At 69.5% G+C, this 11,634-nt stretch carries 11 protein-coding genes; 8 read left to right on the top strand and 3 right to left on the bottom strand.

Annotation, left to right across the window (positions count from 1 at the left end):
- The first annotated feature begins 633 nt into the window (after positions 1–633).
- Positions 634–1,809 (top strand): primosomal protein N' (replication factor Y) - superfamily II helicase, encoded by a 1,176-nt coding sequence (locus ACLFOB_RS11490; RefSeq protein ID WP_410917586.1) that lies wholly within the window; start codon positions 634–636, stop codon positions 1,807–1,809.
- Positions 1,810–1,841: 32 nt separating this feature from the next.
- Here the strand turns inward: ACLFOB_RS11490 and ACLFOB_RS11485 are convergent, their stop codons facing one another.
- Positions 1,842–2,261 (bottom strand): Hsp20/alpha crystallin family protein, encoded by a 420-nt coding sequence (locus ACLFOB_RS11485; protein WP_410917587.1) that lies wholly within the window; start codon positions 2,259–2,261, stop codon positions 1,842–1,844.
- 147 nt (positions 2,262–2,408) lie between these two features.
- On the opposite strand from ACLFOB_RS11485, the gene dtd reads away from it, so the two are divergent.
- The 7 genes from dtd (at position 2,409) to ACLFOB_RS11450 (ending at position 9,259) form a co-directional block, all read left to right on the top strand.
- Positions 2,409–2,846, top strand: coding sequence for a D-aminoacyl-tRNA deacylase (gene dtd, locus ACLFOB_RS11480; protein ID WP_410917588.1), 438 nt, complete (start codon positions 2,409–2,411; stop codon positions 2,844–2,846).
- Positions 2,847–2,916: 70 nt separating this feature from the next.
- Positions 2,917–3,435, top strand: a complete 519-nt coding sequence (locus ACLFOB_RS11475; protein ID WP_410917589.1) for a flavin reductase family protein — start codon at positions 2,917–2,919, stop codon at positions 3,433–3,435.
- A gap of 219 nt (positions 3,436–3,654) precedes the next feature.
- Positions 3,655–4,728, top strand: a complete 1,074-nt coding sequence (locus ACLFOB_RS11470) for an ABC transporter ATP-binding protein (protein WP_410926151.1) — start codon at positions 3,655–3,657, stop codon at positions 4,726–4,728.
- Positions 4,729–4,765: 37 nt separating this feature from the next.
- On the top strand, positions 4,766–5,680 hold the full coding sequence (locus ACLFOB_RS11465; RefSeq protein WP_410926152.1) for an ABC transporter permease: 915 nt from the start codon (positions 4,766–4,768) through the stop codon (positions 5,678–5,680).
- Positions 5,673–6,479: an ABC transporter permease gene (locus ACLFOB_RS11460; RefSeq protein ID WP_410918177.1), complete on the top strand. Its 807-nt coding sequence runs from the start codon at positions 5,673–5,675 to the stop codon at positions 6,477–6,479. Before ACLFOB_RS11465 ends, ACLFOB_RS11460 begins: the two co-directional genes overlap by 8 nt.
- 18 nt (positions 6,480–6,497) lie before the next feature.
- Positions 6,498–7,517 (top strand): extracellular solute-binding protein, encoded by a 1,020-nt coding sequence (locus ACLFOB_RS11455; protein ID WP_410926150.1) that lies wholly within the window; start codon positions 6,498–6,500, stop codon positions 7,515–7,517.
- 77 nt (positions 7,518–7,594) lie between these two features.
- The gene (locus ACLFOB_RS11450; protein ID WP_410926149.1) at positions 7,595–9,259 is read left to right on the top strand and encodes an amidohydrolase; all 1,665 of its coding nucleotides are present in this window, start codon (positions 7,595–7,597) and stop codon (positions 9,257–9,259) included.
- A gap of 71 nt (positions 9,260–9,330) precedes the next feature.
- Here the strand turns inward: ACLFOB_RS11450 and ACLFOB_RS11445 are convergent, their stop codons facing one another.
- Positions 9,331–10,563: a lytic murein transglycosylase gene (locus ACLFOB_RS11445; RefSeq protein ID WP_410926148.1), complete on the bottom strand. Its 1,233-nt coding sequence runs from the start codon at positions 10,561–10,563 to the stop codon at positions 9,331–9,333.
- Positions 10,564–10,708: 145 nt separating this feature from the next.
- Positions 10,709–11,634: pyridoxal phosphate-dependent decarboxylase family protein (locus ACLFOB_RS11440; protein ID WP_410926147.1), on the bottom strand; the 926-nt coding region annotated here is incomplete at its 5' end.

The following is an 11,634-nucleotide window of genomic DNA, read 5'->3' as shown; positions in this document are numbered from 1 at the left end:
CACCGCCAGATCCTCGACCTGCAGCAGCGCTGAGGTGCGCCCGGTCAGGGGGGGGGCCGGTCGGCACAGGCGGCACGTCACCGCTCACGCCCGCCGCCTCACGCATCAAGGCGGGGCGGGCTCAGGGCTCCTGACCGCGCTCCACCGCCCGCCGGCGATCCTGTTGCAGATCGGCGGGTTCGGAGTGTTCCTCGCGTCGGCAGCCGACAGCAAGCGCATCCCGCGCCCGCAGATACTTCCTGATGGTGTTGCGAGACAGCCCGGTTCGCCTTGCCATGGGACTTCGGGAAGTGGGGCCCGAGACGCGCCGTCAGCGCGTCCGTCAGCCAGAAGAGAGTGCTCCTGTCACCGCTCGCTGTTCGAGCAGTGGAACAGACGCTTGGAGCCTGATCAACGGGTCCTGACGCAGACGTCGTCCGCTGGATTCGCGGGATGCGTCCACCTCGGCCCTCTCTCGCGACCAAGCTCAACAGGACTCCTGCAGGCCTTCATCAGCCAGAAAAGATGGACTATGCTGCGCAGAGATCCAGAAGTGGACACAGGCGTGGGTCCGCGTGAATTGCTCCGCGCCAACCCTTCGGCAAAGAAGATTTTTTCCTGCTTGACGATACCCCGCCGGAGGCGTCCCGACGCATGCAGCCCCCGCCGCCGCCCACCCCCGAGGCGCCCGCGCCGCCGCCGCGCGACGCCACCGAAGAGCATCGCTTTCCCTGCGAGCGATGCGGCGCCGACCTGCGCTTCGAGCCGGCGAAGGGGCGGCTGGTCTGCGACCACTGCGGACACGCCGAAGACGTCGAGGGCGTCCCTGTCCCCGCGATCCGCGAGCTCGATTTCCGCGCCGCGCTCGACGCGCAGCTGCCTGCGGCCGAGATGGAGGAAACCCGCGTCTCGCGTTGCCCCAACTGCGGGGCGGAGGTGGAGTTCGACCCGGACATTCACGCCAAGGAATGCCCCTTCTGCGCGACCCCGGTGGTGACGGACACCGGCACGCACCGCCACGTCAAGCCGCGCGGCGTGCTGCCCTTCGCGCTCGACGAGGCGGCAGCACGGCGGGCGATGCGCGACTGGCTGGGCCGGCTGTGGTTCGCGCCGAACGGGCTTCAGCAATACGCGCGCAAGGGGCGGCGGATGCAGGGCATCTACGTGCCCTACTGGACCTTCGACGCGCAGACCGCGAGCCGCTATTCGGGGATGCGCGGCACCGCCTATTACGTCACCGTCACGGTGATGCGCGACGGCAAGCCCGCGCGGAAACGGGTGCGCAAGATCCGCTGGACGCCCGTGTCGGGACGCGTCGCGCGGTTCTTCGACGACGTGCTGGTGCTGGCCTCGCGTTCGCTGCCCAAACGCTTCACCGACGCGCTCGAGCCCTGGGATCTTGCCGCGCTCGAACCCTACCGGCCGGAGTTCCTGGCGGGCTTCCGGGCGGAAGGCTATCAGGTCGCGCTGCCCGAGGGCTACGAGGAGGCGCGGGCGAAGATGGATCGCGTGATCCGCCGCGACGTGGCCTTCGACATCGGCGGCGACGCGCAGCGCATCCATGCCATCGACACCGCCGTCAGCGACGTCACCTTCAAGCACGTTCTGCTGCCCGTGTGGCTTGCGGCCTACAGGTATCGCGGCAGGACCTACCGCTTCGTCGTCAACGGCCGCACCGGCCGGGTGCAGGGCGAACGGCCCTGGTCCGCCGTGAAGCTTGCGGCGGCGATCGTCACGGGCCTGCTGATCGCGGGCGCGCTGGGCTGGTGGCTTGCACAGAACCCCGAACTCTGGGCGGATGGAGCGAGCTTCGAGCCCTCGTTCTACTGACGGGGCGCGGCGGGGCCGCGCCCCGGACGCTCTCAGCCCCTGCGGATCTCGACCTTCTTCTTGCCGCCCTGCGGCTCGGGGCGCTTACGCGGGACGGTGATGGTGAGCACACCGTCCTTCATGTGGCCCTCGACCTGGTCCTGCACCGCGTCGGCGGGCAGGCGGAAGGAGCGGGTGAAGCTGCCGTATTGCCGCTCGGTGAAGAACCAGGTGTCGCCCGTCTCCTCGCGCCCTGACTTCTTTTCGCCCTTCACGGTGATGACGCCGGCATCGACGTTCACCTCGATGTCCTCTTCGGACACGCCGGGCAGTTCCATCGTGATGGTATAGGCGTCCTCGCCGCCGCTGGCGTCCGAGGCGGGGGCCAGCATCTCTGCCACGCGCGCGCCGAGGCTGCGGAAGGGATCGTAGAGCGCGGGCCACAGACCGGACATCTGGGATTTCTCGACCATGGCGATTCTCCTTCTGTGCAGGTGACACAGGGGCTTTCTGCCTCACGTCGCGGCAGATGTGTTTGACGCGCGTCAATCGCCTGCCGCGCGGTTGCATCGCCGCGGCCTGCGGGGCACCTTGCGCGCCGCAGGGCAGGGGACGGGGCGATGCGGACAGTCGTGCAGCGGGTGAGCGAGGCGCGGGTGAGCGTGGAAGGCGCCGTGCTGGGCGAGATCGGGCCGGGGATGATGGTGCTGGTCTGCGCCATGCAGGGCGACAGCGAGGCCGAGGCGGAGAAGCTTGCGGGGAAGCTCGCTCGGCTGAGGATCTTTCGCGACGACGAAGGGCGGATGAACCGATCGGTGGTGGACGTGGGCGGCGCCGCGCTGGTGGTCAGCCAGTTCACGCTGGCCGCCGATACCTCGCGCGGCAATCGCCCCGGGTTTTCCGCGGCCGCGGAGCCGGGCGAGGGCAGGCGGCTCTACGAACATTTCGCGGCGGCCCTGCAGCGCGAGGGCGTGCCGGTGGCCACCGGCCGCTTTGGCGCGGACATGCAGGTGTCGCTCGTCAACGACGGGCCGGTGACGATCTGGATGGAAACCTGAGCGCGGACTTGGCGCCCTGCGCGGCAAGTCTAACTGTGCAACGAACACGACAGCGGAGGCGGGGCGCGGCATGCCCGGAACGGCGACGAACGAGGCGGGCGAGACGATCGTGCCCGGACCGGGGCAGGAACGCGCCCTGCGCGATGCGCTGGGCCGCTTCGGCACCGGCGTGACCGTGGTGACCTGCGCCACCCGCACGGGGCCGCTGGGAATCACCGCCAACAGCTTTGCCAGCGTCTCGCTCGACCCGCCGCTGATCCTCTGGTCGCCGGCCAAAAGCTCCCGCCGGTATCCGTTCTATGCCGCCGCGCGCCATTTCGCCGTGCATGTCATGGGCGCGGAGCAGTTCGAGATCTGCCGCGGCTTCGCCCGCTCGGGCGACGCCTTCGAAGGGCTCGACTGGTTCGAGACCCCCGAGGGCGTGCCGGCGATTGCCGGCTGCCTTGCGCGCTTCGAGTGCGAGAAGGTCGCCGAACACGAGGGCGGTGATCACCTGATCGTCGTGGCCCGCGTGCTGCGGGCCGAGGCGCGCGCCGGTGCGCCGCTGATCTTTTACGGAGGTCGCTATGGGGGCTTTGCGGGCAACTGAGGCAGAAAGCGCCCTGCTTGCCGCGTCGACCGGCCCTGTCGGGCCTGCGCGGGATCCCGGAACGCCGCCCGGGGTTCTCTGTCAAGGGCGCGAAAGGCGGCGGCCAGCGCGCCTGTCGTGACGAATGGCGTTCGGAGGTGTTGCAGTGCCGGCGCGTGGGTGATTGTCTGACGTCCGCGGCAGGTCTGCCCATGCCGACAACCCCGGGGATACTGCTTCATGATCGAGATTGACCGGTTGACCAAGGTCTTCGGCTCCGGCGCGGACGCCTTTCGCGCGCTCGACACGGTCAGCGTGACGATCCGGCAGAACGAGTTCTTCACCCTGCTCGGCCCTTCGGGCTGCGGCAAGACCACGCTTTTGCGGGTCATCGCTGGTTTCGTCGACCCGAGCGAGGGCAGCGTGACGCTGGAAGGCAAGGATCTGCTTCGGCTCGCGCCTTACGAGCGCCCCGTGAACACGGTCTTTCAATCCTACGCGCTCTTTCCGCACATGACGGTGGCGCAGAACATCGGCTTCGGCCTCGAGATGCAGGGCAAGCCCGGGGACGAGGTGCGCCGCACCGTGGGCGAGATGCTGGAGCTTGTGCGCATGTCGGAACTGGCCGACCGGCGCACGAGCGAGATCTCCGGCGGCCAGCAGCAGCGCGTGGCGCTGGCGCGCGCGCTGGCGCCGCGCCCGCGGGTGCTGCTGCTGGACGAGCCGCTCTCGGCGCTGGATTTCAAGCTGCGCAAGGACATGCAGCTGGAACTCAAGCGGCTGCAGTCGGAGACCGGCATCACCTTCGTCTTCGTCACCCACGACCAGGAAGAGGCGCTGACGATGTCGGACCGGATCGCGGTGATGAACGCGGGCTCCATCCGCCAGATCGGCAGCCCGCGGGACATCTACGACCATCCCGCCGAACGCTTCGTCGCGGACTTCATCGGCGATACCAATTTCCTTGCGGCGGACCTGCTGCGGGTGGAGGGCGAGCGCGCGGACGTGCGCCTTGCCTCGGGGCGCGAGATCGCAGCGCGCGCCGCCGAGGGCGGCGCCGGACAGGGGCCGGTGACGCTGGCCGTCCGGCCGGAACACGCCGATCTGGCGGCCGAGGGCGAGGGGCTGCTGCCCGGAAAGCTCGCCGATGTCGTCTATTTCGGCACCGACACGCATTTCCATGTCGATCTCGACGCCGGCGGCCGCTTCGTCGTGCGCCGGCAGAATCAGCCCGACCAGGCCGAGGCGCGCAGCCGTGGCGACCGCGTTGCGGTGCGCTTCGGCGCGGGCGTGGGCCAGGTGCTGAGGGACTGACGCCATGACCGACGCAGCCCCCGCCCGCCCCGCCTCGATGCACGACCTCGCCGCGGCGCGCAGGCGGGACGAACGGCGCACCCGCTCGCTGCTGTTGGCGCCGGCGATGGCGATCCTGATCTTCGCGGCCTCGGGGCCGCTGCTGATCGTGCTGGTCTATTCCTTCCTCACGCCCGGCGACTACGGCGGCGTGGTCTGGGAGTTCTCGCTCAAGGCGTGGTTCAACGTCTTCGCCGAGCGCGACTTCTTCACCGACGAGATCGAGCTTGCCGACGCGCATCTCTCGATCATGTGGCGCTCGATCAAGCTGTCGCTGATGACGACGGTGATCTGCCTGATCATCGGCTTTCCGACCGCCTATTTCATCGCCACGCGGCCGCGCGGCACGCGCGACATCTGGATGCTGCTGATCATCATCCCGTTCTGGACCAACCTGCTGATCCGGACCTTCGCGATCATGGAGCTGATCCGCAATCAGGGGACGATCAACACGGCGCTTCTGTGGACGGGGCTGATCGACGCGCCGATCCAGATGATGTTCACCGAATTCGCGGTGCTGACCGGCATGGCCTATGTCTATCTGCCGCTGATGATCCTGCCGATCTACGCCTCGATGGAGCGGTTCGACTTCTCGCTGGTGGAGGCCGGCTACGACCTTTACGCCACGCGCTGGCAGGTGCTGCGCCGGATCGTCCTGCCGCTGGTGAAGCCGGGCGTCGTTGCGGGCTCGATCCTGGTCTTCGTGCCCTGCCTGGGCGCCTACGTCACGCCGCGGGTGCTGGGCGGCGGCAAGAACATGATGCTGGGCAACTTCATCGAGCTGCAGTTCGGACAGGGCCGCAACTGGCCGCTGGGCGCGGCGCTTGCGCTGACGCTCCTGGTGATCGTGATGGTGGCGCTGATCTTCTACGTCCGCGCCGTGGGCCGCGAGGAGGTGCGCGCGCATGGCTAGGGGCAAGGGGTTCGACGTCACCCGCCAGCCCGGCTTCACCACGATGGCGCTGCTGTGCTTCGTGCTGCTCTACCTGCCGATCGTGCTGCTGGTGATCTTCTCGTTCAACGACAGTTCCTCCGTGGCGGAATGGGACGGCTTCTCGCTGCGCTGGTATCGCTCCGCGCTGGAGAACGAGCAGGTGCAGGCGGCGACGGTGCGCTCGGTGATCATCGCCACGGCCGCCTCGCTGCTTGCCACATCCGCCGCGGTGGGCGCCGCGCTCGCCACGACGCGCACGCGCCCGTGGCGCGGACAGACCGTGGTCTTCGCGCTGGTGAACCAGCCCCTGATGGTGCCCGAGATCGTGACCGCCGTGGCGCTGCTGATCTTCTTCGCGATGATCAAGGTGGCAACCGGCTACACGGGCCTGTGGTATCTCATCATCGCGCATACGGCGTTCTGCATTCCCTTCGCCTTCCTGCCGATCCGCGCGCGGCTGCAGGGGATGGACCTGACGCTGGAGCAGGCGGCCGCCGATCTCTACGCCACGCCCTGGCAGGCCTTTCGCCGGGTGACGCTGCCACAGCTCTGGCCCGGCATCCTCGCGGGTGCGATGCTGGCCTTCGTGATTTCGCTGGACGACGTGGTGATCACCGAGTTCGTGAAATCCGCCGGGCAGGATACCCTGCCCACCTACATGCTGGGCCAGCTCCGCCGGGTGGTGACGCCAGAGATCAACGCGATCTCGACCGCGCTTCTCGCCGTCTCGGTGCTGCTGGTGATGGCGTTCTTCTTCCTCAGCCGAAGCAGGAAGTGACCAAGGAGGTATGACCCGATGAAACGACTGCTGATGACGACGGCGGCGCTGACGCTCGCCGCGCCCGCGCTTGCGCAGGAGTTGCAGCTCTACAACTGGGGCAACTACACCAGCCCCGAGATGATCGAGAAGTTCGAGGAAGAGACCGGCATCGACGTCACGATCACCGACTACGACAGCAACGACACCGCGCTGGCCAAGATCAAGGCCGGCGGGCACGGCTTCGACATGGTCGTGCCCTCGGGCACCTATGTGCCGATCTTCATCGAGGAGGGCCTGCTGATGGAGGCGCGGCCCGACGAGATGGAGAACTTCGAGCACATGGCGGAGCGCTGGCGCGACCCCGAGTTCGACCCCGGCCGCCGCTATACGGTACCGTGGCAGTGGGGCACCGTCGGACTGGTGGTGGATACCTCCGTCTACGAGGGCGACATCGACACCGCCGCGCTCTTCCTTGACCCGCCCGAAGAGCTTCGTGGCACGATCAACGTGATCCCCGAGATGATGGATGTCATGTCCATCGCGATCTACTACGAGGGCGGCGAGCAGTGCACCCAGGACCGCGAGGTGCTGCAGAAGGTGCGCGACCGCCTGCTCGCCGCCAAGCCGCACTGGCTGTCGATCGACTACGGCACCATCGAGAAATATGCCGAGGGCGACCTTTCGGCCGGCCTTTACTGGAACGGCGCGGCATTGCGCGTGCGGCTGCAGAACCCGGATTACGCCTTCGGCTACCCGCAGACGGGCTATCCGGTGTGGTCCGACAACCTTGCCATTCTCGCGGATGCGGAGAACGTCGAGGAGGCGCAGACCTTCATGAACTTCGTGATGGAGCCGGAGAACGCAGCCATGCTGTCGAACTTCGCGCGCTACGCGAACGGCATCGCCGGGTCGGAGGAATACATGGACGAGGTCATGGCCAACGCGCCGGAGGTCAACGTGCCCGAGGAACTGGCCGACGCGGGCGTCGATTCCAGGATCTGCCCGCCCGAGGCGCAGCAGATCTATCGCGCGATCTGGACCGAAGTGCTGAAGTGACCCGCGCCTGACCACGCGAGCCGAGGGGCGCCGCGCGAGGCGCCCCTCTCTTTTCTTCACGAAGGAGAACACCCGGCATGGCCGCCACACCCGATCTCGTGATCCTGAACGGCAGACTGATCACCTTCGACGAGGCCCGCCCGCAGGCCCAGGCGCTGGCGATCTCGGGCGGCACCATCGCCGCGGTCGGCAGCACCGAGGAGATGCGCGGCCTGGCCGGCCCGGCGACGCGCGTCTTCGACGCACAGGGCTGCACCGTGCTGCCGGGCTTCATCGACAGCCATGTGCATCTCTTCGGCGGCTCGGTGGAGCTCGACTACCTGAACCTCTACGAGGTGCAGGGGCTCGACGCGCTGACACAGGCGGTGCGCGCCGAGGCGGCCCGGTCGGACGACGCGGTGGTCTTTGCCGTGCAGGCGGCCTACGACATCATGGGGCCGGGGCGGCAGACGACGCGGCAGGACCTCGACCGGGTGCTGCCGGATCGTCCCTTCGCGATGTTCGCGGCGGACCATCACACGATCTGGGCCAACACCAGGGCGCTGGAACTGGGCGGCATCCTGCACGGCGGCGAGACGGAGGCGGGGTCGGAGATCGTGATGGCGCCCGACGGCACGGCGACCGGCGAGTTGCGCGAGCCCGGCGCCTACAAGCCCGTCCTGCGCCACACCCGCTACGGCGGCCGCGACATGGAAGGGCTGGTGACCGGCGCCAACCCGTCGCCGATGCCCGGGCCTGACGACCGCGCGCGCGACCGCGAGCAGATCGCCGCGGGGCTCAGGCACTGCGCGAGCCACGGCATCACCGGCCTGCACAACATGGACGGCAATTTCTATACCGCCGAACTGCTGGAAGAGCTCGATGCCGAGGGCAGGCTGCTCTGCCGGACCGAGATTCCCTTCCACCTGAAAAGCGCCGATCCCCTCGACCGGCTGGAGGAGGCCGCCGAAATGCGCCGCCGCTTCGCGGGAGAGCGGCTCTGGACCAACCGGGTCAAGATGTTCATGGACGGCGTGGTGGAAAGCCGCACGGCGCTGATGATCCGCCCCTATCCCGGCACGGATCACATCGGCGATCCGGTCTTCGAACCCGACCACTACACCGAGGCCTGCGTGCGGATCGACGCGATGGGGCTGCAGATCGCCACCCACGCCATCGGCGATCTGGCGATCCGCCGCACCCTCGACGGCTACGAGGCGGCGCGGCGCGTCAACGGCATCCGTGACAGCCGCCACCGGGTCGAGCATATCGAGGTGCTGCACCCCGACGACCTGCCGCGCTTCGCCGAGCTGGGCGTCGTCGCCTCGATCCAGCCGGGGCACGCGCCGCGCGGGCATATCTTCCCGGCGCACGGGCTGGACGAGGTGCTGCACCCGGACCAGATCCCGTTGGCCTTCGCCTGGCAGACGATCCGCGAGACCGGCGCGCGGGTCTGCTTCTCGACCGACTGGCCGGTGATCCAGGTGGACGTGATGGACAGCGTGCGCGCGGCGGCCGCCCCGCTGGAGATGCCCGTGCCCTGGGTCGATCAGCGCCAAAGCCTGACGGACACGCTGCGCTCCTATACCTTCGACAACGCCTGGGTCGAGTTCTCGGAGGACCGCAAGGGGCAGCTGAAGGAAGGCTACCTCGCCGACGTCGCGGTGATGGACCACGACCTCGAGGCGATGGCGCCGGACCGGCTGAACACCGCGCGCGCGGCGCTCACGGTGATGGGCGGCAGCGTGACCTGGGAGGCGTGAAAGGGCCTTGAAAAGGCCCTTGCAAGCCGCTTCGCAGCGGCTTGCAAGCGGTTTCCAAACCGCTTGCGCGTTCAGCCCCGAAGCCGCGCCAGAAGCGCGCGGGACGGCTCCCCTGTCACGGTTAGCCCCTGCGCGCGCTGGTAGCCCTCGATTGCGGCGCGCGTGCGCGATCCGATCACGCCGTCGGGCGCGCCCGCGTCGAAGCCCGCCGCCGTAAGCTCGCGCTGCAACGCCTTCCGGTCGTCGATCGTCAGCCCGAATGCGTCCGGCGGAAAGCCCGCGCGCAGTGGTCCCGCCCCCGCCAGCCGGTCGGCAAGGTGCCCCACGCCGATCACGTAGTTCACCGCGTTGTTGTAGCGTGCCAGCACCTCGAAGTTGCGAAACGCCAGAAAGGCGGGGCCGGCCGGTCCCTCCGGCCGGATCAGCGCCGCGGGGCCATGATCCGGCAGCGCGCCGTCCTCCGCGGCCGTCACGCCCGCGGCGCGCCAGTCCGCGACAGCCCGCGTGGCGCCGCGCGCCCCGGCCAGCCCGGCCGGCGCGCGCACCTCCAGCCCCCAGGGCCGTCCACGGCGCCAGCCCATGCGGTCGAGGTAGGCTGCGGCAGAGGCCAGCGCGTCGGTCGGATCCTCCGACCAGATGTCGCGCCGCCCGTCGCCGCGGAAATCCACCGCGTAAACCTGGTAGGTGGTGGGGATGAACTGCGTGTGCCCCATCGCCCCGGCCCAGCTGCCCACCAGCCGCCCGGGCGTGGTGTCGCCGCGCTCGAGGATGCGCAGCGCGGCGAGAAGCTGGCGCTCGAAGAACGCGCCGCGCCGACCGTCGAAGGCCAGCGTCGCGGTGGCCGAGACCACGGGGATGTCGCCGCGGCGGTCGCCATAGCGGCTTTCCAGTCCCCAGATTGCCGTGACCACCTCCGGTGGCACGCCGTAGCGCGCCTCGATCTCCGCCAGAAGCCCGGCGTGACGGCGCAGCATCTGCCGTCCCGTCGCGATGCGGTCGTCGGAGGCCGCGATGGCGAGGTAGTCCTCGAGCGTGCGGGTGAACTCGGTCTGGTTGCGGTCGCGCTCGATCACGCCGGGCAGATAGCCCGCCTCGCGCAGGCCGCGCGCCAGCACCGCCTCGCCCAGTCCCGCCCCGCCCGCGCGAGCGCGGAAGCCGGCGAGCCAGGCGTCGAAGGCAGCGTTGGCCACAGGTTGCATCCCTGGCGCGGGGCGGGGCGCGAGTGCCGGTCCCCCGGTGCCACCGCATCCCGTCAGGGCCATGGCACCCAGCCCCGCCAGAAGGTTTCGCCGTGTGATTTCCATTCGCGCGCCCCCATGCCTGCAGTGCGGAGAGCCTAACGCAGTTGGGCAGGTCGGGTCACGCGCTGGCGCTTTCAACGGTCCCCGAAGGCCGCGGGGGAGACCCACGCCCCCCACGCCTGTCGGGGGCCAATCCCCTGTCACGGCGTCAGACCGCCGCCAGCCGCTCCAGCGTGCCGCGGAGGTCGGCCTCGGTCGTCAGCGGGTTGATCGTGCAGAGCCTGAGCACGCTGCGCCCGCCCAGCGCGGTCGTGGTCACGCAGGCATAGCCGCTTTCCGACACCCTGCGCGCCGCGCGTTCATGGGCGGCTGCATCCGCGCCGCGCAGCGCGAAGCAGAGGATGCCCAGTTGCGCGGGCGTCACCACCTCCCATGTCGCGGGGCTTTCGCGCAGCACCCGCTCCGCGACCTCTGCCAGTTCGATGCCCCGGCGCACGGCGGTGCGGAAGCGCTCTGCGCCGTAGGTCCGAAGCGACATCCAGAGCTTGAGCGCGCGCGACCGGCGCGTGAGTTCCAGGCTCCGGTTGCCGAAGTTCACCGCGTCGCCTGCCTGCCGCACGTCGCGCAGGTATTCCGGCGACATGGCAAAGGCGGCCTCCAGCGCGCCCGGGCGGGTGACGAGGCAGACGCCCAGGTCGTAGGGCTGAAAGAGCCACTTGTGCGGATCGAGCGCGAGCGAATCGGCGCGCTCCATGCCGGCCAGCACCGCGCGGCCCTCCGGCGTGATGGCCGCGGGCGCGCCATAGGCGCCGTCGACATGCAGCCATAGCCCCTCTGCCGTGCAGATCTCGGCGATCTCGGGTAGCGGGTCCACCGCGCCGGTGTTTGTCGATCCCGCCGTCGCCACCACCATCATCGGCCTGCGCCCCGCCGCACGGTCGCGGGCGATCGCGTCGCGCAGGGTGTCGGCGGACATGCGCCACTGCGCGCCCGAGGGCAGCACGGCGATATCCTCCTCCGGAAAGCCCAGCGCGCGCAGGTTGCGCGGCAGCGAGGCGTGGGTCTGGTCGGTCAGATATGCCACGCCGGGGCCGAGGGCCGCGCGCGCGGCGGCGAAGCCGGTGAGATTGCCCA

The sequence above is a fragment of the Rhodosalinus sp. genome (genome assembly GCF_046542825.1).
Classification (GTDB): domain Bacteria; phylum Pseudomonadota; class Alphaproteobacteria; order Rhodobacterales; family Rhodobacteraceae; genus Rhodosalinus.
Note: the sequence above shows the minus strand (reverse complement) of the source record. Positions and strands in the feature narration are given on the sequence as shown.

Excerpts from the sequence above, each read along its gene's own strand:
- ACLFOB_RS11470 (WP_410926151.1), top strand. The coding sequence starts at position 3,655 with ATGATCGAGATTGACCGGTTGACCAAGGTCTTCGGCTCCGGCGCGGAC.
- ACLFOB_RS11460 (WP_410918177.1), top strand. The coding sequence starts at position 5,673 with ATGGCTAGGGGCAAGGGGTTCGACGTCACCCGCCAGCCCGGCTTCACC.
- ACLFOB_RS11465 (WP_410926152.1), top strand. The coding sequence starts at position 4,766 with ATGCACGACCTCGCCGCGGCGCGCAGGCGGGACGAACGGCGCACCCGC.
- ACLFOB_RS11455 (WP_410926150.1), top strand. The coding sequence starts at position 6,498 with ATGAAACGACTGCTGATGACGACGGCGGCGCTGACGCTCGCCGCGCCC.
- ACLFOB_RS11450 (WP_410926149.1), top strand. The coding sequence starts at position 7,595 with ATGGCCGCCACACCCGATCTCGTGATCCTGAACGGCAGACTGATCACC.
- ACLFOB_RS11490 (WP_410917586.1), top strand. The coding sequence starts at position 634 with ATGCAGCCCCCGCCGCCGCCCACCCCCGAGGCGCCCGCGCCGCCGCCG.
- dtd (WP_410917588.1), top strand. The coding sequence starts at position 2,409 with ATGCGGACAGTCGTGCAGCGGGTGAGCGAGGCGCGGGTGAGCGTGGAA.
- ACLFOB_RS11485 (WP_410917587.1), bottom strand. The coding sequence starts at position 2,261 with ATGGTCGAGAAATCCCAGATGTCCGGTCTGTGGCCCGCGCTCTACGAT.
- ACLFOB_RS11445 (WP_410926148.1), bottom strand. The coding sequence starts at position 10,563 with ATGGAAATCACACGGCGAAACCTTCTGGCGGGGCTGGGTGCCATGGCC.
- ACLFOB_RS11475 (WP_410917589.1), top strand. The coding sequence starts at position 2,917 with ATGCCCGGAACGGCGACGAACGAGGCGGGCGAGACGATCGTGCCCGGA.